This is a genomic window from Shimia ponticola (genome assembly GCF_007995215.1).
GTDB lineage: Bacteria > Pseudomonadota > Alphaproteobacteria > Rhodobacterales > Rhodobacteraceae > Shimia_B > Shimia_B ponticola.
In genome coordinates this window covers 799,654-825,373 of record NZ_VCDK01000003.1, presented here as the reverse complement: position 1 = coordinate 825,373, position 25,720 = coordinate 799,654, and the positions used below count along the sequence as shown (strand labels likewise).

27 protein-coding genes are annotated in these 25,720 nt (G+C 59.4%); 16 read left to right on the top strand and 11 right to left on the bottom strand.

Going from position 1 to position 25,720, the window contains the following annotated elements; all coding sequences use genetic code 11:
- Positions 1-6: 6 nt before the first annotated feature.
- Positions 7-1,125: an AI-2E family transporter gene (locus tag FE702_RS07360; RefSeq protein ID WP_147125601.1), complete on the bottom strand. Its 1,119-nt coding sequence runs from the start codon at positions 1,123-1,125 to the stop codon at positions 7-9.
- A 229-nt stretch (positions 1,126-1,354) separates the two neighbouring features.
- Between FE702_RS07360 and FE702_RS07355 the strand changes: the two genes are divergently transcribed.
- Positions 1,355-2,680: an MmgE/PrpD family protein gene (locus tag FE702_RS07355; protein ID WP_147125600.1), complete on the top strand. Its 1,326-nt coding sequence runs from the start codon at positions 1,355-1,357 to the stop codon at positions 2,678-2,680.
- Between the two features lie 52 nt (positions 2,681-2,732).
- On the opposite strand, the gene FE702_RS07350 is transcribed toward FE702_RS07355, so the two are convergent.
- Positions 2,733-3,248 (bottom strand): fasciclin domain-containing protein, encoded by a 516-nt coding sequence (locus FE702_RS07350; RefSeq protein ID WP_147125599.1) that lies wholly within the window; start codon positions 3,246-3,248, stop codon positions 2,733-2,735.
- A 266-nt stretch (positions 3,249-3,514) separates the two neighbouring features.
- Here FE702_RS07350 and proS point away from each other — a divergent pair, with 266 nt between their 5' ends.
- The 7 genes from proS (at position 3,515) to FE702_RS07315 (ending at position 11,093) form a co-directional block, all read left to right on the top strand.
- Positions 3,515-4,852 carry a proline--tRNA ligase gene (proS, locus tag FE702_RS07345; protein WP_147125598.1) on the top strand — a complete coding sequence of 446 codons (1,338 nt, stop codon included), beginning with the start codon at positions 3,515-3,517 and terminating at the stop codon, positions 4,850-4,852.
- 82 nt (positions 4,853-4,934) lie between these two features.
- Positions 4,935-6,080 carry a DUF2937 family protein gene (locus tag FE702_RS07340; RefSeq protein WP_147125597.1) on the top strand — a complete coding sequence of 382 codons (1,146 nt, stop codon included), beginning with the start codon at positions 4,935-4,937 and terminating at the stop codon, positions 6,078-6,080.
- A complete protein-coding gene (locus tag FE702_RS07335) occupies positions 6,080-7,375 on the top strand; it encodes a lipoprotein-releasing ABC transporter permease subunit (RefSeq protein WP_147125596.1) in 1,296 nt (431 codons plus the stop codon). Before FE702_RS07340 ends, FE702_RS07335 begins: the two co-directional genes overlap by 1 nt.
- Positions 7,368-8,051 carry an ABC transporter ATP-binding protein gene (locus FE702_RS07330; protein ID WP_147125595.1) on the top strand — a complete coding sequence of 228 codons (684 nt, stop codon included), beginning with the start codon at positions 7,368-7,370 and terminating at the stop codon, positions 8,049-8,051. The genes FE702_RS07335 and FE702_RS07330 overlap by 8 nt, the downstream gene beginning before the upstream one ends.
- Positions 8,052-8,129: 78 nt before the next feature.
- A complete protein-coding gene (locus FE702_RS07325) occupies positions 8,130-9,056 on the top strand; it encodes a calcium-binding protein (protein WP_147125594.1) in 927 nt (308 codons plus the stop codon).
- Between the two features lie 69 nt (positions 9,057-9,125).
- Positions 9,126-10,124: an Ldh family oxidoreductase gene (locus tag FE702_RS07320; protein ID WP_255449618.1), complete on the top strand. Its 999-nt coding sequence runs from the start codon at positions 9,126-9,128 to the stop codon at positions 10,122-10,124.
- 27 nt (positions 10,125-10,151) lie between these two features.
- Positions 10,152-11,093, top strand: a complete 942-nt coding sequence (locus FE702_RS07315) for a hypothetical protein (RefSeq protein ID WP_147125593.1) — start codon at positions 10,152-10,154, stop codon at positions 11,091-11,093.
- On the opposite strand, the gene FE702_RS07310 is transcribed toward FE702_RS07315, so the two are convergent.
- Entirely contained in the window at positions 11,090-11,524 is a 435-nt protein-coding gene (locus FE702_RS07310) for a DMT family transporter (protein ID WP_147125592.1), read from the bottom strand. The genes FE702_RS07315 and FE702_RS07310 overlap by 4 nt on opposite strands.
- Before the next feature lie 172 nt (positions 11,525-11,696).
- On the opposite strand from FE702_RS07310, the gene FE702_RS07305 reads away from it, so the two are divergent.
- Both FE702_RS07305 and FE702_RS07300 read left to right on the top strand, forming a co-directional pair.
- The gene (locus FE702_RS07305; protein ID WP_255449617.1) at positions 11,697-12,089 is read left to right on the top strand and encodes a c-type cytochrome; all 393 of its coding nucleotides are present in this window, start codon (positions 11,697-11,699) and stop codon (positions 12,087-12,089) included.
- Positions 12,090-12,099: 10 nt separating this feature from the next.
- The gene (locus tag FE702_RS07300) at positions 12,100-12,492 is read left to right on the top strand and encodes a c-type cytochrome (protein ID WP_147125591.1); all 393 of its coding nucleotides are present in this window, start codon (positions 12,100-12,102) and stop codon (positions 12,490-12,492) included.
- Positions 12,493-12,609: 117 nt separating this feature from the next.
- Here FE702_RS07300 and FE702_RS07295 read toward each other — a convergent pair whose 3' ends face one another.
- The gene (locus FE702_RS07295; protein WP_147125590.1) at positions 12,610-13,011 is read right to left on the bottom strand and encodes a hypothetical protein; all 402 of its coding nucleotides are present in this window, start codon (positions 13,009-13,011) and stop codon (positions 12,610-12,612) included.
- Positions 13,012-13,951: 940 nt separating this feature from the next.
- Here FE702_RS07295 and FE702_RS07290 point away from each other — a divergent pair.
- Positions 13,952-14,839, top strand: coding sequence for an LAPAL motif-containing putative phage structural protein (locus tag FE702_RS07290; RefSeq protein ID WP_186827016.1), 888 nt, complete (start codon positions 13,952-13,954; stop codon positions 14,837-14,839).
- Here FE702_RS07290 and parE read toward each other — a convergent pair.
- Positions 14,836-16,791, bottom strand: coding sequence for a DNA topoisomerase IV subunit B (parE, locus tag FE702_RS07285; RefSeq protein ID WP_147125588.1), 1,956 nt, complete (start codon positions 16,789-16,791; stop codon positions 14,836-14,838). The genes FE702_RS07290 and parE overlap by 4 nt on opposite strands.
- Positions 16,792-16,869: 78 nt before the next feature.
- Here parE and FE702_RS07280 point away from each other — a divergent pair, with 78 nt between their 5' ends.
- Positions 16,870-17,802 carry an isopenicillin N synthase family dioxygenase gene (locus tag FE702_RS07280; RefSeq protein WP_147125587.1) on the top strand — a complete coding sequence of 311 codons (933 nt, stop codon included), beginning with the start codon at positions 16,870-16,872 and terminating at the stop codon, positions 17,800-17,802.
- 121 nt (positions 17,803-17,923) lie between these two features.
- Here the strand turns inward: FE702_RS07280 and FE702_RS07275 are convergent, their stop codons facing one another.
- A complete protein-coding gene (locus FE702_RS07275; protein ID WP_186827015.1) occupies positions 17,924-18,556 on the bottom strand; it encodes a DUF2461 domain-containing protein in 633 nt (210 codons plus the stop codon).
- 137 nt (positions 18,557-18,693) lie between these two features.
- Here FE702_RS07275 and FE702_RS07270 point away from each other — a divergent pair, with 137 nt between their 5' ends.
- Positions 18,694-20,070 carry an MATE family efflux transporter gene (locus FE702_RS07270; RefSeq protein WP_147125585.1) on the top strand — a complete coding sequence of 459 codons (1,377 nt, stop codon included), beginning with the start codon at positions 18,694-18,696 and terminating at the stop codon, positions 20,068-20,070.
- Between the two features lie 15 nt (positions 20,071-20,085).
- On the opposite strand, the gene FE702_RS07265 is transcribed toward FE702_RS07270, so the two are convergent.
- Together FE702_RS07265 and FE702_RS07260 are read right to left on the bottom strand one after the other, a co-directional pair.
- Entirely contained in the window at positions 20,086-20,502 is a 417-nt protein-coding gene (locus FE702_RS07265) for a hypothetical protein (RefSeq protein ID WP_147125584.1), read from the bottom strand.
- 25 nt (positions 20,503-20,527) lie between these two features.
- Positions 20,528-21,730 (bottom strand): pyridoxal phosphate-dependent aminotransferase, encoded by a 1,203-nt coding sequence (locus FE702_RS07260; RefSeq protein WP_147125583.1) that lies wholly within the window; start codon positions 21,728-21,730, stop codon positions 20,528-20,530.
- Between the two features lie 84 nt (positions 21,731-21,814).
- Between FE702_RS07260 and FE702_RS07255 the strand changes: the two genes are divergently transcribed.
- The 3 genes from FE702_RS07255 to FE702_RS07245 all read left to right on the top strand — a co-directional run bounded on the left by FE702_RS07255 (position 21,815) and on the right by FE702_RS07245 (position 23,021).
- On the top strand, positions 21,815-22,186 hold the full coding sequence (locus FE702_RS07255) for a helix-turn-helix domain-containing protein (RefSeq protein ID WP_147125582.1): 372 nt from the start codon (positions 21,815-21,817) through the stop codon (positions 22,184-22,186).
- 2 nt (positions 22,187-22,188) lie between these two features.
- Positions 22,189-22,446 (top strand): succinate dehydrogenase assembly factor 2, encoded by a 258-nt coding sequence (locus tag FE702_RS07250; RefSeq protein ID WP_147126157.1) that lies wholly within the window; start codon positions 22,189-22,191, stop codon positions 22,444-22,446.
- Positions 22,447-22,523: 77 nt separating this feature from the next.
- A complete protein-coding gene (locus FE702_RS07245) occupies positions 22,524-23,021 on the top strand; it encodes a MarR family winged helix-turn-helix transcriptional regulator (RefSeq protein ID WP_147125581.1) in 498 nt (165 codons plus the stop codon).
- Between the two features lie 40 nt (positions 23,022-23,061).
- Here the strand turns inward: FE702_RS07245 and FE702_RS07240 are convergent, their stop codons facing one another.
- Genes FE702_RS07240 through FE702_RS07230 form a run of 3 tightly spaced genes read right to left on the bottom strand, consistent with a single transcriptional unit; the run spans position 23,062 to position 25,719 of the window.
- Positions 23,062-23,847, bottom strand: coding sequence for a DUF1194 domain-containing protein (locus tag FE702_RS07240; protein WP_147125580.1), 786 nt, complete (start codon positions 23,845-23,847; stop codon positions 23,062-23,064).
- A gap of 56 nt (positions 23,848-23,903) precedes the next feature.
- Positions 23,904-24,332, bottom strand: a complete 429-nt coding sequence (locus tag FE702_RS07235; protein WP_147125579.1) for a VOC family protein — start codon at positions 24,330-24,332, stop codon at positions 23,904-23,906.
- 22 nt (positions 24,333-24,354) lie between these two features.
- Entirely contained in the window at positions 24,355-25,719 is a 1,365-nt protein-coding gene (locus tag FE702_RS07230) for a hypothetical protein (RefSeq protein WP_147125578.1), read from the bottom strand.
- Position 25,720: the final 1 nt, after the last annotated feature.

The window sequence follows — 25,720 nt, the reverse complement described above, 5'->3', positions numbered from 1 at the left end:
TATCGATTAATCGGCGTCGGAGTTCGACTGTCCGTGAGACAGGCCCTTGTAGAGCCGGCCTTTTTGATACTCGTTCACGAAGAAGCGGGCAAGCACACCTAGGGCGGCCGCCACTGGAACCGCAACCAGAAGGCCGACAAACCCGAACAACGCCCCGAACACGGATAGCGCCAAGAGCAGCCACACAGGGTGCAGGCCGACCGAGTTGCCGACAAGTTTGGGCGTCAGGATGTTGCCTTCGACCATCTGGCCGATCACGAAGATCGCGGCGACAATGCCAATGCGGACCCAGTCTGTGCCCTGACGGATCATCTCACCGTCGACCTCAAGCGGCCCCCAGAATTGAAACAGCGCGAGCCCAATGGCCAGCAATCCGCCAATGATCGCACCGAGGTAGGGAATAAAGGTCACAAGACCGGCAATAAACCCGACAACAAGCCCGAACTGCAGGCCCACCACCATCAAAGCGACGGCGTAGTATGTTCCGAGGATCAGGCAAACGGTGCCCATGCCACGGACAAACCCGGCTAGCACACTGTCGACATCGCGCGCGATGTTGCGCACCGTATCAAGGTGATCACGCGGAACAAGCCTGTCGATTTCGGCGACCATCCGGTCCCAGTCGAGCAATAGATAGAACGCGACCACGGGAACGATCACAAAAAGCAGGACGATGTTCAGGACGCCGGCTGCCGAACTAAGCAGAGTATTGACCAATTCGCCGCCCCGGTTCTGGATGGTGGTGCCAACGGTTGCCAATGATTGCCGGATCACGCTGTCTTCCACCATCAGCTCTGGATAGCGGTCGATCAGAAAGTCGCGCAGGTTTGTGAAAATCTGGGGCGCGGCGTCAAAAAGGCTGAGAGCCTGTTGGACAAGTGACGGGATCACAAGCAACGCCGCGAGGATGAAGATAAAGACCGCGACGACCGAGATGATAACCGTGGCCATTACGCGTGACGCGCCGAGCGCTTCAAGCCTGTCTGCAACGGGATCAAGGAAATAGGCAATCGCCGCGCCGACGATGAACGGCATAATGACCGCCCCAAGATACCAAAGGGCAAGCGCCAAGATCAGGCCAGCGATGCCCCAGTATGTTGCCTGCGTGCGGGTAGGAAGGCCCATGACTGCTCCGATTTCAGTTGCCGTGTAAGGTCGGGCTTTCAGGGCAAAGGTTCAAGGTCAAAACACTTTAATACGTGGCTTGGTTCCCTTGGATCTCAGGCACGGTGGTTGTCTGGTCGGGATGCGGGCGGGCTATGGCAGTGTCGTTGACGGTCGCCGGGCATGTCGCGCGCGGCGCAGCAATTCCGGATCGCAATCGTCGAAGATAAACGCATCACAGGGGAAATTGATGCCTGATCCAATTCACTTCATCCTGAACACGCAGATCGGCGACCTGCCCGAAAAAGCTGTTGCCGATGCGCGCCGCGGGTTGCTGGATACCTTGGGTGTTGCAGTGGCCGCCTCAGAAACCGAGTTGTCGCGGATCATTCGTGGACATGCGGTGGCGCAATTTGGTGCCGGGACGGCGGACGCTGCCGTGCTTTGGCAAGATGGTCGGCGCGTGTCGCCTGCTGGCGCGGCCTTGGCGAATGCCATGACGACGGATGCGCTTGATGCTCATGACGGGTCCAAGCCCACCAAAGGGCATGTGGGCTGCGGAGTTGTCGCGGCAACGCTGGCGGTGTCCAAGGGATGTGCCGCCGACGAGGTTTTGACGCGGATAGCGATCGGGTACGAGATTGGCACGCGCGCAGGCATTGCACTGCATGGCTCGGTCTCCGACTACCACACATCTGGCGCGTGGATCGCATTGGCCTGCGCGGCGATTGCGGCCCGTGCCTTGGGGCTGAATGCCAAGCAGACGCGCGAGGCGCTGGGCATCGCAGAATATCACGGCCCCCGATCCCAAATGATGCGCTGCATCGCGCACCCGACGATGGTCAAAGACGGGTCAGGTTGGGGCGCGATGGCCGGAGTATCTGCCGCCTATTTGGCGCGTGACGGGTTCACCGGCGCACCCGCCCTGACGATAGAACAGGCTGATTTGGCCGAGGTTTGGAGTGACTTGGGCACTCGGTGGTACATCTCGGAGCAGTACATCAAGCTTTACCCAGTCTGCCGTTGGGCGCAGCCAGCGGTCGAAGCCGCGTTGGGGTTGGTTGCACGCCACACCCTAAACCCGGATGACGTGGCGGCTGCGCATGTCGAAACCTTTCACGAGGCCGCGTGCCTCACGGCCATCCCGAATACAACGGAAGAGGCTCAGTATTCGCTGCCGTTTTCAGTTGCAGCGGCGGTTCGACGGGGGACAATTGGTGTCGCCGAGATTGGGCCAGAGGGGTTTGGTGATCCCAGCATTATTCGTTTCGCGCGCCACGTGACAGCCGAGGCAAAGCCCGAGTTTGATGCAGCTTTCCCGGCAAGGCGGTTTGCTGTCGTTCATTTGAATTTGTCGTCAGGTGCGGTTGTGACGTCTGAGGTGACAGAAGCCAAAGGTGATCCGGAGGCTCCGCTGACGATGGGCGAGGTTGAAGAAAAATTCCTGCGCCTCGCAAGTCCTATTTTGGGCGAAGTAGACGCCGAGCGGCTGAGACGGGCTGTGATGACAATGGACGGGCAAACGCCCCCGAGTTCGGTCTTTGACGTGATGGCGCGGCCTGCGTGCCGGACATAAAAAAGGGGCCAGGCAACACTGCCTGACCCGCAATCAACGATATGGCTACGCCTTAGTGGCAGGCAGGGCGGGTACCGGGCAGCAGCACTTTATCGATGACGTGAATGACGCCGTTGTCAGCCTCGATATTGGCGATGATGACGTTGGCTTCTTCACCAGTACCGTCCGCGATGGACACGCCAGCAGAGGTCGCGTCGATGCACAGGCGTTCGGCTGTGTTGACTGGCTTGTAGTAGTTCGCGCCTTCGGCAAACTGGTTGGCCAGCAGTTTGCGGTCATCAACATGGTAGGTCAGGACCGCGACAAGCTGATCTTGGTTTTCTGGCTGAAGCAGAGTGTCCACGGTGCCTTCTGGCAGGGCTGCAAAGGCGTCATTGACCGGAGCGTAGACAGTGAAGGGGCCGGGACCCGAGAGCGTTTCTGCCAGACCTGCGGCGCTGACGGCGGCGACAAGCGTCGAGAAGCGTTCATCGGCTGCTGCGATGTCGACGATGGTATTCGCGCTTGCCGTGGTGGCGGCGATGGCAAGGGTGGCTGCGGCTACAGCAGTTTTCAGTGCAGTCTTCATGGGTGTCTCCCGCTTTTATCCAATGCCCGAAGGGTGCGTCCTGTCGGATCATGTGCACGGATTACGCCGCGGGGTCCGGCCTGGTTCACTGGCATCACACTGCCGTGAAAAGGCGTGACCTCAGGTCAGAGCGATGAAATATTTGATCCAATTCTCAATACGACGGCGCGCAATGGCGATCCGCCTTAATCGGGCCAAGCGCAACTCGGGCTTGAGGCTGCCGCGCCCATCGCCTAAGCGAACAGAGCAGCAAGTCGGAGCCTGATATGCGCCTGTCCCGTTATTTCCTTCCTGTTCTGAAAGAGACGCCCGCCGAGGCGCAGATCGTGTCGCACCGCCTGATGTTGCGGGCGGGTATGATCAAGCAAGCGAGCGCGGGGATTTATTCGTGGTTGCCGCTGGGCTTTAAGGTGCTGAAGCGGATCGAGCAGATCGTGCACGAAGAGCAAGAGCGCGCCGGGCACATTCCGATGCTGATGCCGACGCTACAAAGCGCGGATTTGTGGCGCGAGAGCGGGCGCTATGACGACTACGGCGAAGAGATGCTGCGCATCAAAGATCGCCACGACCGCGATATGCTCTATGGTCCAACCAACGAAGAGCTGATCACGGATATCTTCCGGTCCTATGTGCGGTCCTACAAGGACCTGCCACTGACGCTCTATCACATCCAGTGGAAGTTCCGGGATGAGCGCCGTCCACGCTTTGGCGTGATGCGCGGGCGCGAATTCTACATGAAGGACGGTTATAACTTTGACCTGAGCAAGGACGACGCGCTGCATGCCTATAACCGGCATCTGGTCAGCTACCTGCGCAGCTATGAACGCATGGGCCTGCAGGCCATTCCGATGCGTGCTGATGGCGGGCCGATTGGCGGCGACTACACGCACGAGTTCCTTGTTCTGGCCGAAACCGGTGAATCCGAAGTGTTCTATGACAGCGCCGTTACGGACCTGACCTTTGGCGATCGCGACATTGATTACGATAATGTCGAGCAATGCGCCGGGGTGCTGGAAGAGTTCACGTCAAAATACGCACGCACGGACGAAACTCATGATGAGACCGTTTGGGCAGACGTCCCCGAGGACCGCCAGCGCGTGGCGCGCGGGATTGAGGTTGGCCAGATTTTCTATTTCGGCACCAAGTATTCCGAAGCCATGGGCGCAACCGTGCAGGACGCCGATGGCAATCAGGTGCCGGTCCATATGGGGTCGCACGGGATTGGCGTGAGCCGCCTGTTGGGGGCTATCATCGAAGCCAACCATGATGACAACGGCATCATCTGGCCGGAAGGCGTGACGCCGTTCCACTGCGGGATCGTGAACCTGAAGCAGGGCGATGAGGCGGCGGATGCAGCCTGTGAAGGCCTCTATGATCAACTGACCAAAGCCGGGCTTGAGCCGCTCTATGATGACCGCAACGAACGCGCGGGCGGCAAATTCGCGACGATGGACCTGATCGGTCTGCCGTGGCGGATCACAGTCGGGCCGCGCGGGCTGAAAAACGGTGTCGTGGAGCTGACCAATCGTCGGACTGGCGAGAGCGAGGAGTTGGCGCCAGAGGCAGCCGTTGCGAAGGTTGTCGCGATCTACGCTGGCGTCTGAGAAAATTGAAACCGAGCCACAGGTGCGATAGCGTTGCCGCCCAAGGACAGTCAATGTCCCGGGCGGTGCTGAGGGCTTCATAGTGTTGCGCATTCTGGCGATGGTTTCTGGCCTTGTGGGCGCGGCGGGGTTGTCTCAGTTCCCCGAGTTTTCCCAGCAATATTTGCAGCGTTTGGCCGGTAAGGTAGATCAGCTCGGTGAGCAGGTATCATCCGTGGAAGCCAGCGCGCTGGCGCTGGATATGACGCGAGAGGAATACCTTGCCGACCTCGCGCTGAGCCGTTCTGGCGCGCAAGCCAGCGAGAAAGCCGAGGGCGAGATTGCCTTGTTTGACCGGTTGTCGCCTGCGCTAGAGCGCCTGCGCGAGTCCAATGCCTATGAACGCCTCATCCGGGCTCATCAGGCCATTGATTTGGATTTGGCGGGACGCACGCTTGAGGATTACAAGCCTGCGTTGCCCCTGACCGCCGAAGGCGCGGTGTTTTCGGCTGTGGGCTTTTTTGCAGGTTGGGGCCTCTGGTCGATGATCTGGAGCGTCCTTTCGTGGCCTATGCGGCGGAGACGACGCCAAAGATTGGTTGCGCTAGAGACGCATCATGCGGCTGAGCATGACGACGTCGAACACGACCACGATGCAGATGACCTTAAACCTACGCCGCCGGCTGGCGCAGAAATGACGTTTCCTTCCCCAGAGATCGAGTATTTTGGGGATGCGAAGGCCGCCGTTGACCAGCCTGTCCCGGATCTGAGCCTACCTGCGAGCGATGGGCGCAACATCGAACTGAGAGCCTTTTCGCGACCAATAATTCTGGTGACCTTTCCCATCGCGTTGCAGCCCGGCGAGGCCTACCCCGATGGTTGGGAGCAGGTTGAAGGCGGGCTGGGTGGTCCGCCATTGATCTGTTCTTTGCGCGACACAATGGAAGACCTCAGATCGGTCGGCATTGCCGGGGTGTTTGGCGTATCGACGGATGCAACCGATGATCAGCGGGATTTGGCGCATTTGCTTGCGCTGCCCTATCCGTTGCTGAGCGATCCGTCGCTTGAGCTTGCACAGGCGTTGAATTTGCCGTCATTCCAGTTCGATGGCGATTACTATTACGAACCAGCGGTATATCTGTTCGGGCAAGGACGCGTGGCGGCTATGATGCATCCGTTACGGGACCCAAGCCGCGCGGGCCTGCGGCTGGTTGATCAATTACGTGGGCGCAGAAGCGGAGCAGCTTGATGTCGACACACCCGAAATCAGCGCGCCCGTTTGCGGCGCATGAGTGGATGATTGCGTGGCGATATGCCCGCGCGCGCCGCGCTGAGGGTGGCGTCAGTGTTATGACATGGATCAGCGTGATCGGGATCATGCTGGCGGTGGCTGCATTGATCATCGTGCTGGCGGTTCGGTCCGGGTTCCGAACCGACTTTGTCGACACGATCCTAGGCGCGAACGCCCATGCGACGATCTACAACGCCGTTGAGCTGAATGCGGCAGGGCAGCCTGAGCGGGTGATCCCGGACTATGAGGCGCTGGCGGCTCGATTGGCTTCTGTTGAAGGCGTGACCCGTGCTGCGCCATTGGTGCGCGGACAGGTGATGGCCAACTTGCGCGACAGGAATACCGGCGTTGAGGTCTATGGGATCACTCTGAGCGACCTACAGGGGGTGCCCCGAATTGCACAGCCGGAAGAGGCGATTGGGTCGCTCTCCGATTTTGAGCAGGGCGTTGCGATTGGATCTGGTGTAGCCCGTGAGTTGGGTATTGGGTTGGGCGACAGGATCAAGCTGATATCCCCGAACGGCGCGCGCACGGCCTTTGGCGTCAGTCCGCGGGTCAAGTCCTATGATGTGGTGTATATCTTCACCGCCGGGCGTTTCGATATCGACCGGACACGCGTCTACATGCCCTTTGCCGAGGCACAGAGTTATTTCAATCGCGACGGAGTGGCCGACGAGATTGAGGTCATGGTCGCTGACCCCGAAATGATAGACGCCAAGGCCATTGATCTGCTGCAGGCAGGCGGGGACAGGGCGCTGGTATTCACATGGAAACAGGCAGCGGGAAGCTTCCTGCGGGCTCTGACGATTGAAGACAACATCATGTTCATCATTCTTGCGGTTTTGGTCCTGTTGGCGGCCATGAACATCGTGTCGGGCATCATCATGCTGGTGAAAAACAAGGGGCGCGACATCGGGGTGTTGCGCACGATCGGGTTATCTCAGGGGGCTGTGATGCGGGTTTTCTTCCTGACTGGCGCGGGGATCGGTCTGGTTGGCACGACGCTGGGCGTGATCCTGGGCGTGACCTTTGTGCTCAACATTCAGTCGATCTTTTCGGCAGTCAATTACATAGCCGGTGGCGGCGTGTGGGACCCGTCGATCCGGGGGCTTTATGAGTTGCCCGCCGAGCTTCGGGGTTGGGATGTGTTCCGGTCCATCGCGCTTTCCCTGTTTCTGTCGTTCACGGTCACGATCTTTCCTGCACGGAGTGCCGCGCGGCTGAACCCTGTCGAGGCGCTGCGTTATGAGTGATGCCGTGCTGGCCCTGAAGGGCATCGTGAAGACCTATAACAAGGGACAAGCGAACCAGATCACAGTGCTGGATGAGTTGGACCTTGAATTGAAGGCCGGGCAGCTTGTTGCGTTGGAGGCACCGTCAGGGTCGGGGAAATCGACACTTTTGCACATCGCAGGGCTGCTCGATACGGCGGATGCGGGGACTGTGCATGTCGGAGGTGCGCTGGCAGATGGCAGCGACAGGTTGCGCACGGGATTGCGGCGTGCGTCGCTGGGATTTGTCTATCAGTTTCACCATCTGCTGCCCGAGTTCTCGGCATTGGAAAACGTGATGCTCCCGCAACTTGCTGCGGGCGTTGGACGCACAGTGGCAGATGAGTGGTCGCGCCATTTGCTGGGCGAGGTTGGCTTGTCTGAGCGCGTCAGCCATCGGCCTGCCGAATTGTCCGGTGGCGAACAGCAGCGGGTGGCATTTTGTCGGGCGGTCGCGAACCGACCCAAGGTTTTGCTGGCGGATGAGCCGACCGGCAATCTGGACCCCGGCACCTCTGATACGGTGTTTCAGGCGCTGCTTGGTTTGGTGCGGTCCCAGAATATGGCGGCGCTGGTAGCCACACATAATCCGGAACTCGCAGCCCGGATGGATCGCCGCGCGCGTCTTGAAATGGGGCGGATTAGCTGGCTGTCCTGAACAATCCGTTTCGGAATGAGCCACTGAAATTTCAGCTAAATTTTGGTAAATACCCCCAACCTATGTGAGAGATTTGCCATGTTAGCTTCCGCTTTTCCCGCCCTCGCGGCCCTCTTGTTCATGTTCGCGCCGGATTTGTTTCCAACGAATGACGACGACGAAGATGTCTCAGGGGATGAGATGGACGACATGATGGATGACGGTGGTGACGGCACCGAAGGCGAGGGGGACAACGGGGATCCTGGCGGCGAAGACGGCGACGGTGAAGACGGCGACGAGACACCTGATGCCGGAGACGGTACGGATGACGACACCGATACGCCTGACGATGACACCGACGACGAAGGTGACGACCCGGACGATACAACCGATGAAGACGACGAAGAACCTCTGGCTCTGAACGGGGATGACGAAGACAACACGATCACTGGCACGGATGCCGATGAGATCATCGATGGGCTGGATGGCGACGATGATCTGTCTGGTGCTGGCGGCTCGGATCGTATTTTCGGCGACGCGGGTGATGACAGTATCAGTGGCGGCGATGGCAACGACTTTGTCGACGGTGGGTCCGGAAATGACACCGTGACAGGTGGCGCAGGCAATGATGGCGTAAATGGCGGTTCGGGCGACGATATCCTGACCGGTGGTGGTCTGCCGGGGGCACCGGGAATTGCGCAGGACGGTCAGGCCGATGACCTTTTGGGTGGGACAGGGAATGATACCTTGTTCCTTGGTGCCTTGGATGTGGGCACCGGCGGAGAAGGCGAAGACCGGTTCACGATCCTTGACGACACGCCAGAGGGCGCAACAGTCACGATCCGTGATTTCAACCCAATGGACGATCTGATTGTGGTGAACTCAACCACCGATGCGCCGGTGACGGTCACAGGCCAGACTGCAACCGCGACCGGGGTAGATGTGGAGCTGTCGAACGGCGTCATCATCACGGTTGATGGGCTCGATGAGATTCCCGCAGACAATATCGCGATCATCGAACTCTGATCCCGGCATGAAAAGGCGGGCGTGACCTTGCGCTGCCTTGCGGCGCGGGTCAGTGTCGCCTCTGCACACATGAGCAGGGGGACAATCGTGCCAAGGATTGATATCGCCGAGATCGAAACAACCGCGCGGGTCGCAATGGTCAAGGCCGGCGCGAGCGAAGCCGTGGCCAAGAGCGTCGCCAGGGCCGTCGCTGAAGCCGAGGCGCATGGCAACGTGATCTGCGGGCTTTATTACCTGGAAAGCTATTGCACCCAGTTGGGCACCGGGCGCGTCGATGGAACGGTGTTGCCAGAGGTCACGCAACCGCGCTCTGCTGCCGTATTTGTGGATGCGAAACACGGGTTCGCGCAGCCCGCATTTGATGCTGGATTTGATCAGGCTGTGGCCGCTGCGCGCGCATCAGGCACGGCCGTATTTTCCATTGGCGGCTCGCATACGTGCACATCGCTTGGATACTTTACGGAACGGCTCGCACGGGCGGGCATGGTGACCTTGGGCACGACGAATGCCTCTGCCATTGTGGCCCCACCGGGCGGTAAGGATCGCGTGCTTGGCACAAACCCGGTCGCTTTTTCCGTGCCGGACGGTGCCGGTGGTGTCGCGATCCATTTCGACACCGCGACATCCGCCGTGGCGCTGGGCAAGATCACCATGGCCAAAGAGGCTGGAGAGGCCATTCCAACCGGTTGGGCCACCGATGCCGAAGGTAACGACACGACCGATCCGGCAGCGGCCGTGGGCGGCGCGCTGAAATCCGCAGCGGGATACAAGGGATGGGGTATTGGCCTGATGGTTGAAGTTCTGGCCGCGGCATTGACCGGATCGGTTCTGTCGACCGAGGTGCAAGGGCTGAAACTACCCGACGGGCCACCCCATCGGTTGGGGCAAACCTATATCCTGATCGACCCCACCGTGTTTTCGGATCGCTTCGACGGGACAGTTGCGCAGCTTATTGCCAGCGTCACGGCCCAAGAAGGCGCTCGCGTGCCGGGGCAAGGCCGCGTGCCCGCGACGGCAGCGGATGTGCCGGAGGCGCTTTGGACCAAGGTGCAGGGGCTCGCGGCTTAAACCCGGGTTAACCCATCGCGTGTCACCATGCAGACGGCTTTAGACGTGGCCATGCATGGGGGCTTGATGCGGTTTTCAAAGCTTTTTGGTCTGACGGTTGCTCTGGGTTTGTCGGTGTGGGCAGGATGCGTCGCATTTGCCTCTGAGCTTGAGACATCTGACGTCAATCTGGCCGAGATCGACCTGTTGGATCGGTACTGGATCATCCGCGAGGAATACGCGCCGCCTATCCTGCCGTGCCAGCCGGACGCGCCCTGTGGTGAAACCGCCAAATTGAATGTCTTGCCGCTGCAGGGGGGCAACCCCGCACGCATTCGACGGATTTACGGGCAGATGGCCGCGCTGAGTGCGGCGTCGAATGTCCCCGACCCGCATCCCGACCAGCCAGCCATTTGCGCAGTCAGCGCAGCACAGTCCGCAGGGGTGGCCGGTGTCTATGTCCCGGATGGATGGAACCCTAAACGATTGACAAAGTCGGCCAAGAATGAGGGTCTGCGCGGTCTGACAGCAGTTCAGGTGGACCTTTCGGGCTTGCCCGGGCCGCGCGGATGGGAAGGCGATTTTGGCGCAGACCTGCAGGAGCGCGTTATCACCCGGTTCGAAGAAGAGGGGCTGCGTGTTCTGACCAAGGACGAAGTCGAAACCCATCCCGGCAAACCTCAAATGGCGGTGTACCTTTCACATACCAACTATGACACGGGCTGTTGGTGGTCGATCTTTAGCTCGGTCACGGAAACGGCGGTTTTGACGCGGGATCTGAATGTGAAACTGCGCTCTGGGATCTGGTCTCAATCCGTAGGCTATAGTGCCGATGATCCAGACCGGAGTGAATTTGATGCGGTGACCGTGATCATCGAGACGTTTCTTGCCGATTGGCGCGCGGCGAATGCCCTCGACTTCGAAGTGACAAATGTGCCGCCCTACCGCTGGGACGAGGCCGGTAATCTGATCCCGAACGAAGACGGCTAAGCGCGCTGTGTCAGGGCGACGCCGGCGACCATAAGCGCGATCCCGGCCGCGCGTGTGGTATTCAGAGGGGACGGTGTCGCCCCGAAGAGGCCAAAGTGATCGATGGCGGCCGCTGAGATCAACTGACCCAGCAGCACGAAAAAGACTGCGTTGCCGACGCCAAAGCGCGGAGCGATGGCCGTGATAGACAAGACATAGAATGCAATCAGAACTCCGGCGAGCAACAGATGCTTTGGGGCCGTCGCCACACGCGCAATCGCGCCGGGGCCTGTGATCACCGCAACAACGCTGGCCGTCACCAGCGCGACTGCAAACAGGATCAACCCCGCCACCATCGGCGCGCCAAGGTGTTTTCCAAGCGCGGCATTCAATGCAGCAAGGATCGGAATGCCGATCCCGGCGGCAAGCATGGTGAGGGCGGATAGCGGCATGGCGCGGACCTTTGGCGTTTGAGCAAAGCCAACCGCGTTGGGCCATGTGCGTCAAGCGAAAGACTGCGCAGTCCCTCTGCTAGGGCCGTTGCCAGAACCGATGTTGATCTGCATCAAGGTGACATGCGGCCGAGAGCGGCTAGGCTGACCAAAACGGGGAGCCAGAGCAGACATGACAAAACAATTCTACGCCTCGATGTGTTTCACCGCCCTAGTCGCGGCGTGCAGCATGACCACAGAGACCGGGTTGGATGCCGACCGCGGCGCGCAGCTCTATGCGCAGGAATGTGCCGCTTGCCACGGGGCAGATGCCAAAGGCGGCGAAATCGGTCCGGACCTGACGGGCCTGAGCGCGCGCAATGGCGGGGTGTTTCCACGGGATTTCGTGATGTCCACGATTGACGGCTACGCCCGTGGCAGCGGCCACGCAAACCCGATGCCGATCTTTGGCGATGGCGGCATGGGACCGACCGTGGTGGTCGAAACCGAGGATGGGCAAGGCACGCCGGTGCCAGCCGAATTGCTGGCGCTGACAACCTTCCTGGAGACTGTCCAAGAGATGTAGGGAGACGGCGATGAGATGGCTTTTGACAGCAGCGGCTGTGGCATGGTCCGGGGCGGCAATGGCGCAGGATGCAAAGGTCGGTGCGGCTTTGTTTGAAGAACACTGTGCCGTGTGTCACGGGCGCGACGCCGATGGGCGCGGGCCGATGGCTGGAGCTCTGGTCATCCAGCCGCCGGACCTGACCCAGCTATCGGCGCGAAACGACGGCACCTTTCCCACCGAGCGTACCGTGTTCCGCATCGACGGACGCGAAGCCATCGTCAGCCACGGTTCGCCCATGTGGATTTTTGGGGATTTATTCGATGGCGAGGATGCCATCATAAAGGCCGAGACCGGGCAACCGATCCTCACGTCACGGGCCATTGTCGATTTGGTGGCCTATCTGGAAGGGGTGCAAAGGTAGCGTGTGGCCCTGAGTGAAATATGCCGAGCCTTAGCCCGGCATAGCTGCTTTAAAAGCGCACGCACTGGCGAGATTGCCGACCTAACCGTTTACCGATCCGGTCGGAGCCATCAGGCCTCAGGTCTTGAGGTAAAAGGCGAAGCCGCCCAGCGTTTGTGTCGAAACCTGCGCTTTTTCAGAGCCGGTTGCTGCAATCACCGAGGCCTGACTGCCATAGGCAATGATCGTGTCGTCAGACATGTAGAAGCCGGTCCAGTCTTCGTAGACCGAGCGGTCCCAACCATCGGGACGGTCCGACCCGTGGAAGCGGATGGTGAAGGGCGCCGTGCCTGCGGTTCCGTTGTTTTTCACCCATGAAAATCCGCCCGCCATCGTGACCTCATGGGGGGCTTCATATTGGCCAAAGGTCGATGTGTACGTGCCAGCGATGGTTCCATTCGCGGCATTCGAGCTCGATATCGTGATTTGGTAGATACCGTCGTCGGAAACATACGTACCGCTTTTGGGATAGTTGGACATGACCCTCTCCGTTCTTTCTTGGTGTTGAGGCCTCTGTCTTAGCGAGGTCGGGTCAGATCGGATGTGCGTTGGGGCATGTTCGCTGTTTTTGCGAGGTGCTGACCCGAGCGCGGGGGCGGCGGGGCAAGCCGCGCGTGGCCGTTTTGCGGAGAAATGAGATAGTTCGCTATCCGTCGGGGTAGGCGGCGTCGCCTTCTGCACGAATATCTGCGCTTCCGGTCAGGCGAAATCGCGGTCGAGGTCCCGTAAATCTCTTTCAACAGCAACGAAGGAGACACTTCAATGATCGAACTAATCCTCTGCGCCGCCCTCGTGATCCTGGCAGTCTGCCCCGAGCCGCGCAACCGCAAGTAACTGTAAAATAATTGTTTTCAATGGTGTGTTTGTCCGGAGGTTCCTCCCTGCTTCCGGATTGTTTCCTCCTCCCACCTCTTTTGAGCGTCGCAGTCCCTGCCCAATTCCTCCCCCTCGTGTGTCGGGGACTGCGCGCTCAGATGGTTTCGTAACGAGTGATTAGGTTTTGTCTGTTTGGGTCACGAGTGCGCCAAGTTTCGGCAAAGTGAAGAGTTAAACGAAGCTGCTGCCGGGCACATGTGCTGTTGCCCATGCTTCGTTGTTTGCCCGTCGAGCTTCAAAGCTCGGCGGGTTTTTTTGTGGTCGTATAACAAGGGCGGGCAAGGGCTTTGTCCTAAGCACCCGGGTGCGGAACAGCAGCGCAAGCTGCCCGCGCCCTCATCGGGTCGCCCCCACGACCCGATGATTGGTTGGGTCTGGGAGGTTGGATGGGGCGGAGGCGAAGTGGCGGCCATAAAGTGTGGCGAACCAGCATGGATCATCGGCTCGCGACCCGATGAGGGTGTTTTTCCCAAACTATTAATCTGAAATTTCTAATTTGAGAAAATGTGTTTCGGCGTAGTCTTCCATCTGCTAAATGAGCCAAATGGCGCTAATTGACCTCAGGCAAATTTCGGAGCCAGAAGAGTTCTTTTTAACTCTTGGGGGCGATGCGAATTCATTAGCTGCCTCAGAAGTGCCTCGTATAATCGGTAATTTTGCTGACGCATACGTTGCACTTTCCCGTCAGTTGGGAACTGATGATTTTGAACTGCATGTCGTCGCATTTCATGATGGTAGTTTCAGGACTGTCTTCAAATGGATTAGCTCTTCGACCCGAGGACTTCTTTCCGAGCTACCAAAGAGTTTGGTTGTATCTGCGCTGACGGCATTGATAATGTCATATCTGCATAGTGAGGGTTTTGAGAAGACCGTCTATGAGGACTACACGGTGTTTTCACGAGGTGATGACAGCTACCTAATACCCAACGAAGTCTTGGATGCTGTTGATGCTATTCCGCAGCCGGACCGAGTTGGCAGACCGTTAGCACGTCTATTTGACCGTCTAGAACAGCTACCGGAGATTGTTTCTTTGTCTCTGGAAAGGAAGAACGGCGACGAGGAAGACCCTTTGGTTTATATCCCCCGAGTTGACTTTGCCCGTTTGCGGGAAAGGGCGGAAAAAGAGGAGGATCGCAGAACAGAACGGCAGCGGCTGGATGAAAGAATTGTAGTTGAGTTGGTGAAAGCAGTCTTCACCGACGCAAAGAGAAAGTGGGATTTTTTGATTTTCGGTAAGTCGCGCTCGGTGCAGATAACCGACAAGGATTTTTATGATGATACGCTGGCTCGAAAACACATCTTCGGCAATGGTGATCAGCTAGTTGTGGACTTATTGACTACACAACGCCTAGATGACGAGAAAGGTGTTTGGATTGACGTGGAATACGAAGTTGTACGGGTACACGACTTGATTCCTGGCGGAGCGAATTAAACGTCCAACTCCTCAACAAACCGCGCATTTTCCTGAATATACTCAAACCGCTTCTCGGGCTTCTTGCCCATCAGCCGCTCAACCAAATCCCCCGTTTCCCCCGGCGCATCCTCATCAATGGTCACCCTGATCAACTTCCGCGTCGCCGGGTTCATGGTGGTGTCTTTGAGGTCTTTGGCGTCCATCTCCCCCAGACCCTTAAATCGACTGGACTCGATTTTGCCTTTGCCGCCCAAGCCCTTTTCCATCCACTGCGCGCGTTCGGCCTCGTCGATGCAGTAGACGCGTTTGGCGCCTTGGGTCAGGCGGAAGAGGGGCGGGCAGGCGAGGTAGAGGTGGCCTGCGTCGATGAGCGGGCGCATTTGGGTGAAGAAGAACGTCATCAAAAGTGACGCGATATGTGCGCCGTCGACATCGGCGTCGGTCATGATGATGACCTTGTCATAGCGCAGGTCGTCGATGTTGAATTTCGTGCCAAGGCCCACGCCAAGCGCCTGAGACAGGTCGTTGATTTCGGCGTTCTGGCCGAGTTTCGAGGACGCAGCCCCCAGCACGTTCAGAATCTTACCGCGCAGCGGCAGCAGGGCTTGGGTCTTGCGGTCGCGGGCCATTTTGGCGGAGCCGCCCGCCGAGTCGCCCTCGACCAGGAAAATCTCGGTCCCGTCGCGGCTGGTGGCCGAGCAGTCGACCAGTTTGCCGGGCAGGCGCAGTTTCTTGGTCGCTGATTTGCGGGCGGTTTCCTTTTCCTGTTTGCGGCGCAGGCGTTCCTCTGCGCGCAGGACAAGAAAATCGAGGATCGCGCCCGCGGATTTTGTGTCGGCAGCGAGCCAGTTGTCAAAGCGGTCGCGGACGGCGGATTCCACCAGTTTCTGTGCCTCAACCGTGGCCAGGCGGTCCTTGGTCTGACCGACGAATTCCGGTTCGCGGATAAAGCAAGAGACAAGCGCGCAGCCGCCTGTAATCAGGTCGTCGCGGGTGATCTGCCCTGCCTTGCGGTTGTTCACCAACTCACCATAGGCGCGGATGCCTTTGAGGATCGCAGCCCAAAAGCCCGCCTCATGTGTGCCGCCTTCTGGTGTGGGGACGGTGTTACAGTAGGATTGAATGAAGCCGTCGCGGGACGGGGTCCAGTTGATGGCCCACTCGACCTTGCCCGGTTGGCCGAAGCGTTCCTGAAAATCGACCGTGCCAGAGAATGGCGCGTCTGCGTAAGTTGAGGCGCTGCCTAGCGTTTCGCGCAGGTAGTCCGAGAGGCCGCCGGGGAAGTGGAACGCGGCCTCGGTCGGGGTTTCGCCGTCGTCGATGGCCGATTTCCAGCGGATTTCGACGCCTGAAAACAGGTAGGCCTTGGACCGGATGGATTTGAACAGCCGCGCCGGTTTGAAGCGGTGTTTGCCGAAAATTTCTTCGTCCGCGTGGAAGGTGACGGTTGTGCCTCGGCGGTTGGGCGCTGCGCCGACTTCCGCGACCGGGCCAAGCGGGAGGCCGCGTGAGAAGCGTTGTTCAAAGACTTTGCGGTCGCGGGCGACCTGCACGACCATGGAGTCCGACAGCGCGTTGACGACTGACGCGCCGACGCCGTGCAGACCGCCTGAGGTCTGATAGGCTTTGCCACTGAATTTGCCGCCTGCGTGCAGCGTGCAGAGGATCACCTCTAGCGCGGATTTATCGGGGAATTTCGGATGCGGGTCGATCGGGATGCCACGCCCGTTATCGCGGATCGTGATCGCGTAGTCATCGTGGAGTTCGACCTCGATCCGGTTGGCAAAACCGGCGACGGCTTCGTCCATGGAGTTGTCGAGAACTTCGGCCACCATGTGATGCAGCGCGCGTTCGTCGGTGCCGCCGATATACATGCCGGGGCGTTTGCGCACGGGCTCCAGCCCCTCGAGAACCTCGATGGAGGAGGCGTCATAGGTTTGGTCATTACCGGCAAGAAGGTCGTCGGACATGGGCGCTGCTGCTTTTGTTGATTTGTTGGGGTGCAGTAGACCATGTTTGGGGGGCGGTTGGAAGAAGGGCACAAGATTATGGTGATTGAGACAGTGGATTTGGCGGCGTTTGAAGCGGCTGAAGGTGGGCAGAGGGCGGCGATTGCTGCCGATGTGGATCGAATTTGCCGCGAAAGCGGGTTTCTTGTGCTGTCGGGCCATGGGGTGCCACAGCCGGTGATTCAGGGCGTCTGGGACGCATGCCGGGCGTTCTTTGACCAGCCGATGGAGGTGAAGCGGACATTAACGCCGGTGGTAGGGGATCCTTACGGATATCTTGGGCCGAAGGCCGAGGCGTTGGCGGCCTCAAAAGGTGTCGAGACGCCGCCCGATTTGAAGGAAAGCTTCAATGGCGGGCCGCTCTCGGTGCCGGGCGGTGCAAGCGCCGAGGCGATGGCGTTTTGCTACGCACCAACCCCGTTCCCAGAGATGGCCGGATTTCGCGAGGCGTGGGTCGCCTATTACACCGCGATGGAGGATTTGGCTGAGCGGGTGATGCGGCTGTTCGCGGCGGCACTTGAGTTGGATGAGGGGTTCTTTGCGCCCTATATCGACGCGCCGATATCGGCGCTTCGGGCGCTCAACTATCCCGCCACAGAGGATGCACCGGAGGCGGGTCAACAGCGCGCCGGGGCCCATACGGATTACGGGTCGCTGACGATCCTGCTGACGCAGCCGGGATCGCGGGGGCTGCAAATTGCGCGGGGCGAAGACTGGGTCGATGTTCCAACGCCTGAGGGTGCCTTTGTGATCAATATCGGGGATTTGATGGAGCGCTGGACGGCCAACCGCTGGGTATCGACCCTGCACCGGGTGGCGGCGGTGCCGGGGCAGCCACGACGGCAGTCGCTGGCGTTCTTTCATCAGCCGAATTGGGAGGCGGAGATCCGTCCGCTGGATGGCTCAGATAGATACCCATCGGTCAAATCGGGTCCTTACTTGATGGGTAAGTTCCAGGCGACGTCCGCCTGATCATGTAGGCGTGAAAACCATAAAATGGTTTTTGCTTACCGGGCGCCGCCTGCGGCGGCGAAAGGGGCTCTGCCCCTTGGAACCCGGAGTATTTGGAAAACATAGAAGGAGGGGAAAGCGCCTAAAGAGAGCGTAGGGCCTGCGTCAGGGGCGTCAGGTCTGAGAAGGCGGCCTTGGTCGCCTCTGTCAGGTCATCTGTGTCCCATGCAATGTCTGACCAGTAAGAGCACGCCTTTTGGCGCAAAAGATCGGCTCTTGGGTGGTCTTTATCGAAGGGTGAAGGGACACGTTTCAGCGCGGGTTCATGCGGCGTGTAACCTTTGTTTTCTGCATCATCAATTGCGTCAAGGAGCGGGCCGCCTTCGTCGATGGCCGCGCGGTAGCGGAGCAGCGTGTCTTTTTCAAAGCCCATCCGACCGGCTCCGATCCGCAGGTATGTGTGTGACAGGCCCAGGAAGTAGCCGGGCGCATCGTCACCCATGCTCCAGAGCATGTGGAGATGCGTGTGATAAGGGGTCTTGTCCTTGGAAAAGCGAACGTCGCGATGGGGCCGGAAGAGCTTGGTCTGGATCGACGTGTCGGTGACTTGGCGCAGATGGTCTGCGATGACGTCGAGAAAGAGCAGGGCGGGGCGTTTCAGGCGGCTTTCATATTCAGTTTTGTGAGCCGTCCACCAATCCTTGGAGTTATTGGCGGCAAGGCGCGTGTAGAAGTCGCGGGCGTCCGGGATCAATTGCGCAAAGTCGTCTGCCACGGTTGGGACCTCCTGCTTGGCTCTGCCTATCCTGCACGGGATGGGGCGATGTGGCTACCGCCCTTGGGGTCTGGCCATTGTATTAATCCCGCTCAGGAGTGTTGCGGGACGCAGCACGCCAGATTAAGCGCTGAGGGATGGGACAGTGGGCCACATACCGACCAGAGTTGAAGGCCGTACTGGCGTTGGGGCTGCCCTTGGCCGGCAGTCATGTTGCGCAGGTCGCGATCGGAGCCGTCGATACCTTGATGGTCGGGTGGTACGGCGTGACCGAGTTGGCGGCGTTGACGATTGCTGGGTCTGTCTGGTTTGTCTTCTTCCTCACGATCTCGGGCTTTGGCTGGGCGGCGACGCCAATGGTGGCCGAAGCCTCTGAAACCGGGGATGAGCAGCGCATCCGCCGAGTCACGCGGATGGCGTTCTGGCTCGTGACGTTGTTTGGTGTTCTCGCCTTGATCCCGCTGTGGTTTTCCGAGGCCCTGATGCTCGTCCTTGGACAAGAGCCAAAGGTCGCCCGTCTGGCACAGGATTACCTGCGCATCACGGGTTTTGCGCTGATCCCCGCGCTTTGGATCATGGTCCTCAAAAGCTACCTTTCAGCGCTGGAGCATACCGGCATCGCGTTTTGGGTGACGGCGGGTGCGGTGCTTCCGAATGCTGCGTTGAACTATGTTCTGATCTTCGGGCATTTCGGCGCGCCTGAAATGGGCGTGCGCGGGGCCGCGACGGCCACGTTGACGGTGCAATTGGCCAGCCTTGCCGTGGTGGTTTGGTACGCGCTGCGTCACTTTCCACAGCACACGCTTTTTGCGCGCATCTGGCGGTCGGATTGGCCGGTCTTTGGGCAGGTGTTCCGCTTGGGCTGGCCGATTGCCGTGACGTCTGTATCCGAGGTTGGACTGTTCACGGGGGCCGCTCTTTTGATGGGGTTGATCGGGACGGTCGAACTGGCGGCGCATGGGATTGCCATTCAGATCGCGTCACTGACATTTGTCATGCATCTGGGCATTTCACAGGCCGCAACCGTGCGTGCAGGACGGGCCTTTGGACGGCGGTCCTTGCCGGATCTGCACAGGGCGGGTCATGTGTCGGTATCGCTTTCGGTGACGATGGCGCTGGCAACAATGGTCGTCTTCCTCAGCCTGCCGGAGCCTTTGATCTCGGCGTTTCTGGATCGCGATGAACCGGCGCGTGAGGCCATCATCACAATCGGTGTGACGCTTCTTGCGATGGCGGCGCTCTTTCAATTGATGGATGGCGCGCAGGTGACGGCGCTGGGTCTGTTGCGCGGCATTCAGGACACGCAAGTGCCGATGATCATCGCGGCGTTCAGCTATTGGGGGATCGGTATGCCGGTTGCCTATGTGCTTGGCATCACACTGGGCTGGGGCGGCGTTGGTGTTTGGGCCGGGCTGGTGGTCGGGCTTGGCATCGCGGGCGTTGCGCTCATGTTGCGATTTTGGCGGCATGTGGGGCGGAAGTTTCCGGTCTCTGCCGTTCCGGACGCAGAGTAGGCGCGAAAAAGCCCGCTACTCAGACGCTGCGCGCGCTTTCATAAGCCGGTCGGCCTTTTTGCGAACCAGCACAGAGCGCAAGTCATGCATCGCAAGCAGAAGGGTATCGGTGACCTCTTCCAACTCGTCGTCTTCGGCCTGGGATTGAACCCACTGGGCAGTGTGGTTCAGGTGATCAACCGCGCGGTGAATGTCGTCGATGGTCCGTGCCTTAAGCATGGCCGTACGTTCGGCCATCCAATCCTGGATCACGGCCACGTCTTCGTTCGACAGCTCGCGTTGGCCGTGGGGTTTGATCTGACCGTTGACGATGTTGACCACGGCGATCTGGTCCATGTCGATGCGCCGCTGGCGGTTTTGGGTGTCGATGCGAAACACAACCGCACCCTTATCGCGGATACGGAAATAGTATTCTGGCAGGTCGGTCGACATCGCGTCCCCGTCTACATGCTCGTCTTCAGTGCAGGCCCTCGCAGAACGTCTTGATGCGCGCGCAGGCCTCGGCCAATGCCTCGTTCGATGTAGCGTAGCTGACACGGAAGGCTGGGGAAACCCCGAAGGCAGAACCCGATACAACCGCAACGAGTTGTTCATCAAGGAGCGCTTCGCAGAAATCCGAGTCCGTTTCGATGCGGCGGCCCCCAGCAGATGTCTTTCCAATCAATGCGTTGATCGACGGATAGACATAAAACGCGCCTTCGGGACGGGGACAGGTGATGCCGGGGCAGGCATTCAACCCGTCCACCACAAGGTTACGGCGGGTTTCGAACAGGGCGCGGTTCGGCGCGAGAAAATCCTGTGGCCCGTTCAACGCCTCTACAGCGGCCCATTGCGAGACGGAGCATGGGTTTGACGTTGATTGCGACTGAACCTTGCGCATGGCCTTGATCAGGTCGACCGGGCCGCCGGCATAGCCGATGCGCCAACCTGTCATGGCATAGGCTTTGGATACCCCATTGGCCGTGAGCGTGCGCTCGTAAAGCCCGGGTTCAACCTGTGCAGGGGTGCAGAACTCAAAATCGTCGAAGAACAGGTGCTCGTACATGTCGTCCGACAAAACCCAGACCTGCGGATGGCGCATCAGCACATCTGTCAGGGCCTTGAGGTCGTCCCACGCGTAGCCGGCCCCGGTTGGGTTCGAGGGCGAGTTGAAGATCAACCATTTGGTGTTCGGCGTGATGGCCGCTTCGAGGTCTTCTGCGCGCAGTTTGTAATTGGTGTTGGGGCCGGTGGTGACGATAACCGGATTGCCGCCCGCAAGGGACACCATATCGGGATAAGAGGTCCAGAACGGTGCCGGGATGATGACTTCGTCTCCGGGATTCAGGGTGGCCATCAACGCGTTGAAGAGAATCTGTTTGCCGCCGGTGCCGACGGTGATCTGGTCACGCGTGTAGGTCAGGTTGTTGTCGCGTGCGAATTTGGCGACGGCGGCGTCTTTCAATTCTGGGATGCCGTCGACGGCCGTATATTTTGTCTTGTCCGCGTTGATAGCGGCGATGGCGGCGGCCTTGATGTTGTCAGGCGTGCCAAAGTCGGGTTCGCCTGCGCCAAGGCCGATGACGTTCTTGCCCTGCGCGCGCAATTCTGCGGCGCGTTGGGTCACGGCGATGGTTTGTGAGGGTTTCACGCGATCAAGTGTCGCTGAGAGAAAAGACATCCGGTGCCCCCTGTGGTGTTTCGCACCAGAGCGTCATACGAATGGCGCCGGAACGGTACAAGCCCGATGGTCCGGAGGGGTACAATGAACGACGAGACGAACGATTGGTACAGCGCCGAACAGGCAACATTCGGGGATCGGGTGGCTGGAGCACGAAACGCAGCCGGGATGGATCAAAAGCAGCTTGCCCGCCGACTGGGCGTTAAACTTCAGACCGTGCGCGACTGGGAAGATGACGTGTCAGAGCCGCGCTCCAACAAACTTCAAATGCTGTCTGGCGTTTTGAATGTGTCGATGAGCTGGCTGTTGACCGGTGAAGGTGAAGGCGTCAGTGGACCGGATGAAGATCCCGTGGCTGGTGTCACGCTTGAGGATCTCGTTGCGCTGCGCGCCGACCTTCTGGCGGCGCTGAAGCGGCTGGACCGGCTTGAGACGCGTTTGAAGGATGCCGCCTGATGATGACTGAGACGCCCGAAGCGCGGGTCAAGCGGCTTTACATGCGCTCCATCCGGCGCGGCATCAAGGAAATGGACGTCATCCTGACCAAGTTCGCCGATGCGCACCTTCGGTCATTGGACGCAGCAGAGCTGGATGCCTATGAGGCGATGTTGGCCGAAAACGATCAGGACCTATATCAATGGGTCAGCGGGCAAAAGCCCGCGCCAGCAGAACATGCAGCCATGATTGACAGGATTATGTCAGAATTTAACGACTAATCTTTGCACTTGAATCGCGCTTAACCCATTTTTCGTCTTTCCGCGTCAGAACAGGTTCATCGAACGCGGAGACTTTGATGACCATTCATAGCAGCTTTGGCGCGCCACAGGCGCAGGGTTTCATCACCGGCTATCTGGATTCACTTGCTCTGGTCGAGCGCTTGCACCGGCTGCTGCTGGATGTGATCAAGGACGAATTCGAGCGCGTTGGCATGCTAGAGATCAACGCCGTGCAGGCGTTGTTGCTGTTCAATATCGGCGACAATGAGGTCACGGCGGGCGAGCTGAAGTCGCGTGGGTATTATCAGGGCTCTAACGTCAGCTATAACCTGAAGAAGCTGGTCGAGATGGGCTATATGCACCACCAGCGATGCGAGGTTGACCGCCGGTCTGTGCGGGTACGCCTGACAACCAAGGGACAGCAGGTTCGCAAAATCGTTGGTGACCTGTTCGCGCGACATGCTGATGGGTTGGAAAACACCGGCGTTCTTGGACCAAACGGAATTGAAGACATCAACGTCGCCCTGCGTCGGGTCGAGCGGTATTGGACAGATCAAATCCGCTACATTTATTGAGTGCGCTATTCGGCGGTTTGGCCGATGGCTTGGGTGACCCTCAACGCCTGAAATAAGCCACTGGATGCGCGGCTTGGTCAGGCGGGCGTATTGATTGCGGGGCAGGGGCCTGCCCGAGCACAGGCACAGAAATCTCGCGGATCAGCTTGGTGACCATCGCACGCTCGAAATCCTGAAATCCCAGAGCTGTTATGACAAAGCCTGTCGGGCGCGTGATCACGAACGCATTGTAATAGCTGGATAACTCTCCGATGTCAGCGGAGCGTGTGTCGCCGAAGGCGGGGTTGTCGGCACCGATCACCAGACCATTCACGATGATCCCTTCGGCTTCCATGCGATCACGCAGGATTTGCGGATCAGGGCCGGTGTTGTGTTTGCCATCTCCTGAAATATCGACCGTGCGCTGCCAGCAGTGGCGCTGCGAGGCCAGGCGGCTTTGGGCAAAGCGCATCGCGCTGCCAAGCGCTGTGGCTTGGTTGCCTGCGGTGGCATCCGCGTTCTGAGTTTGACGTGTCTGGGCTGCGATACGCGCCACGGCACGGTCAATCGCAGTGTTCGTATCCAGACTCGTCCACGGCAAGACTTCGTATTGTGCACGGGGACCGCTCCATTCGAAGACGGCCAATCGGATCGGCGCGGCAGGCATAGCCAAGATGCGTTCGCGTACCTTCGCGTTGGACAGGGCGGCGGCGAGCCCGTCGATTTGCAGGCGATATTCCTGTTCATCGACTGACCCCGACACATCAAGCCCGAGGATCAGCGCCTGACGGCACGGCTGATCCGAAAAAGCCGGGAGGCTAGACCCAACGACCATGGCGGCGGCCATTATCAACCGCCACAGTCTCCGCGCGTTTTCTCGGGTGCCGTGCCTTTGCCGCCAGTTTACCAATGGCCGGTGTTTTCCATGCTCGCCCACGGCTCTGCTGGGGCCAGGCTATCGCCCATTTGCAGCAGTTCGACCGAGATATTGTCCGGCGACCGCACAAAGGCCATGTGCCCGTCACGTGGCGGACGGTTGATGGTGACGCCATTGTCCATCAGGTGCTGGCAGGTTTCGTAGATATTCTCGACCGAGTAGGCGAGGTGACCAAAATGGCGGCTGTCCGACGGCAGTTCGTCATCGCCGTCCCAGTTATAGGTCAGCTCGACAGGGCACTCCGGTTGACCGGGAGGCGCCATGAAGATCAGCGAAAATCGTCCTTGTTCATTGTCGTAGCGCCGGGTCTCTTCGAGACCGAGCAGCTTGTAGAATGCCATTGAGGCCTCGAGGTCTTTGACGCGGACCATCGTGTGAAGAAATTTGAGTTTCACCAGTCTTCCCTTTCGCCGCCTGTCAAAAGGCGGATTTGATACCGAGGACGATTGACGTGTCGTCGAATGTGTAAAGCGTCACGTTTGAGGTGGTGCTTGTGTGGCTGATCTCAAGACTTGGGGAAAAGCCGTACAGGTCGAGATCGGAAAAAACGGCCCCGAACGTGGCGTGGATACGTTCGTCGCGTCGCGGATCAGAGGCCCCGAAAAAGCCGCTGTCATAAGTAGTGACGCCAAACTCCAATCCCGCACTTAGCATCGCGCCAAAGGCGACAGGATCAGTCCGCGCCCAGCGGGTCTCAAAAGACCATCCATCGCGGGCGACGTTGTTGCTGTCGGATTGAACATCAAAGAGCATGGCGTCGGCTGTCCAGATACTCTTGCCAACCTGTTTAAGCGGCCCGGTCGAGATTTCAGTCCGCCAAGAGGACGATATATGTCTGTCCTCCCGCAGCGTGCGACCTAGTGCGGCCTGGGTGCGCCAAGCCAGGCCACGGTCCAAGGCGCGGCTATGGGTATAGCCCAGCCGGAAGCCCGTGCTCAGGTGGTCGCCGCCATAATCGACGCGGCTGAGTTCAGATTGAATGTCATGTTTGGTGGGGCCGCTTACCCGCGAGCTTGAAAGCCCAAGGGTGTATTGGCGCAGGTCGTAGTCGCTTGATCTGGCCAGTGGTGCCTGTTCGCGGGCCTCGGCACTCAGCGAGATGTCTTTCGCAAGATAGCTTGCCGACAGCTCTGTGCGCCAAGGACCGGGCCGCACCAGCCGCCGGGTGACACTGACGCCATAGACGTATTCTGTCCCCGACAACGCCTGTTGCTCGCCAAGGATCGGAAGCTCAAAGGGGATGCCGCCGCTGTCTTCTGATCCGAGGAAATATGCGCTCCATGTTTCTTCGCTCGAACCCGTGTTGACGTTGTCAGACCTGTTGACCGAAAAAGTCAGTTGCACCTGCCAAGGATTGATCCTGCGAACCTTTTTGAATTCGGCGACAGTTGCTGCGCGGACCTCTGGGGTCGGCGCGTTCTGAATTGCGCGGCGCAGCCACAGTTGGGCGGGCGTAAAGTTTCCCTGCTCGAATAGGGTCAGAGCCACCATGCGCGCGGCTTCATGCCGTTGGCGCGCGTTTTCTGCCGCCCCCCATGCGCGCTTGGCGGCGGCTTCGGCTAGATCGGGCTTGTTCTGTATCCGTGCCACGCGTGCTCTCAGAGCGAGCGCGATGTAATCGTCAGGATTTTCGGCAAGCACGCGGTCACTCGCCTGCAGGGCTGCGTCATAGTCCTGCGCCTGCCACGCGGCCTGCATGTCGATGCGAGGGTCGGCTACGGCATCCGTGCTGACGAAACCACAGGCAAAGACCAGCCCCGCAAGGGCATGACCCAGCCGCATC

What these genes read in the sequence shown, in the direction of transcription:
- FE702_RS07230 (WP_147125578.1), bottom strand. Translation starts at nt 25,719, where the DNA reads ATGCGGCTGGGTCATGCCCTTGCGGGGCTGGTCTTTGCCTGTGGTTTC.
- FE702_RS07310 (WP_147125592.1), bottom strand. Translation starts at nt 11,524, where the DNA reads ATGCCGCTATCCGCCCTCACCATGCTTGCCGCCGGGATCGGCATTCCG.
- FE702_RS07320 (WP_255449618.1), top strand. Translation starts at nt 9,126, where the DNA reads ATGAGCAGGGGGACAATCGTGCCAAGGATTGATATCGCCGAGATCGAA.
- FE702_RS07335 (WP_147125596.1), top strand. Translation starts at nt 6,080, where the DNA reads ATGTCGACACACCCGAAATCAGCGCGCCCGTTTGCGGCGCATGAGTGG.
- FE702_RS07355 (WP_147125600.1), top strand. Translation starts at nt 1,355, where the DNA reads ATGCCTGATCCAATTCACTTCATCCTGAACACGCAGATCGGCGACCTG.
- FE702_RS07330 (WP_147125595.1), top strand. Translation starts at nt 7,368, where the DNA reads ATGAGTGATGCCGTGCTGGCCCTGAAGGGCATCGTGAAGACCTATAAC.
- FE702_RS07290 (WP_186827016.1), top strand. Translation starts at nt 13,952, where the DNA reads ATGGCGCTAATTGACCTCAGGCAAATTTCGGAGCCAGAAGAGTTCTTT.
- FE702_RS07305 (WP_255449617.1), top strand. Translation starts at nt 11,697, where the DNA reads ATGACAAAACAATTCTACGCCTCGATGTGTTTCACCGCCCTAGTCGCG.
- FE702_RS07280 (WP_147125587.1), top strand. Translation starts at nt 16,870, where the DNA reads ATGGTGATTGAGACAGTGGATTTGGCGGCGTTTGAAGCGGCTGAAGGT.
- FE702_RS07325 (WP_147125594.1), top strand. Translation starts at nt 8,130, where the DNA reads ATGTTAGCTTCCGCTTTTCCCGCCCTCGCGGCCCTCTTGTTCATGTTC.
- FE702_RS07255 (WP_147125582.1), top strand. Translation starts at nt 21,815, where the DNA reads ATGAACGACGAGACGAACGATTGGTACAGCGCCGAACAGGCAACATTC.
- FE702_RS07265 (WP_147125584.1), bottom strand. Translation starts at nt 20,502, where the DNA reads ATGTCGACCGACCTGCCAGAATACTATTTCCGTATCCGCGATAAGGGT.
- FE702_RS07240 (WP_147125580.1), bottom strand. Translation starts at nt 23,847, where the DNA reads ATGGCCGCCGCCATGGTCGTTGGGTCTAGCCTCCCGGCTTTTTCGGAT.
- FE702_RS07250 (WP_147126157.1), top strand. Translation starts at nt 22,189, where the DNA reads ATGACTGAGACGCCCGAAGCGCGGGTCAAGCGGCTTTACATGCGCTCC.
- FE702_RS07315 (WP_147125593.1), top strand. Translation starts at nt 10,152, where the DNA reads ATGCAGACGGCTTTAGACGTGGCCATGCATGGGGGCTTGATGCGGTTT.
- FE702_RS07300 (WP_147125591.1), top strand. Translation starts at nt 12,100, where the DNA reads ATGAGATGGCTTTTGACAGCAGCGGCTGTGGCATGGTCCGGGGCGGCA.
- FE702_RS07350 (WP_147125599.1), bottom strand. Translation starts at nt 3,248, where the DNA reads ATGAAGACTGCACTGAAAACTGCTGTAGCCGCAGCCACCCTTGCCATC.
- FE702_RS07360 (WP_147125601.1), bottom strand. Translation starts at nt 1,125, where the DNA reads ATGGGCCTTCCTACCCGCACGCAGGCAACATACTGGGGCATCGCTGGC.
- parE (WP_147125588.1), bottom strand. Translation starts at nt 16,791, where the DNA reads ATGTCCGACGACCTTCTTGCCGGTAATGACCAAACCTATGACGCCTCC.
- FE702_RS07245 (WP_147125581.1), top strand. Translation starts at nt 22,524, where the DNA reads ATGACCATTCATAGCAGCTTTGGCGCGCCACAGGCGCAGGGTTTCATC.
- FE702_RS07270 (WP_147125585.1), top strand. Translation starts at nt 18,694, where the DNA reads ATGGGACAGTGGGCCACATACCGACCAGAGTTGAAGGCCGTACTGGCG.
- FE702_RS07295 (WP_147125590.1), bottom strand. Translation starts at nt 13,011, where the DNA reads ATGTCCAACTATCCCAAAAGCGGTACGTATGTTTCCGACGACGGTATC.
- FE702_RS07260 (WP_147125583.1), bottom strand. Translation starts at nt 21,730, where the DNA reads ATGTCTTTTCTCTCAGCGACACTTGATCGCGTGAAACCCTCACAAACC.
- proS (WP_147125598.1), top strand. Translation starts at nt 3,515, where the DNA reads ATGCGCCTGTCCCGTTATTTCCTTCCTGTTCTGAAAGAGACGCCCGCC.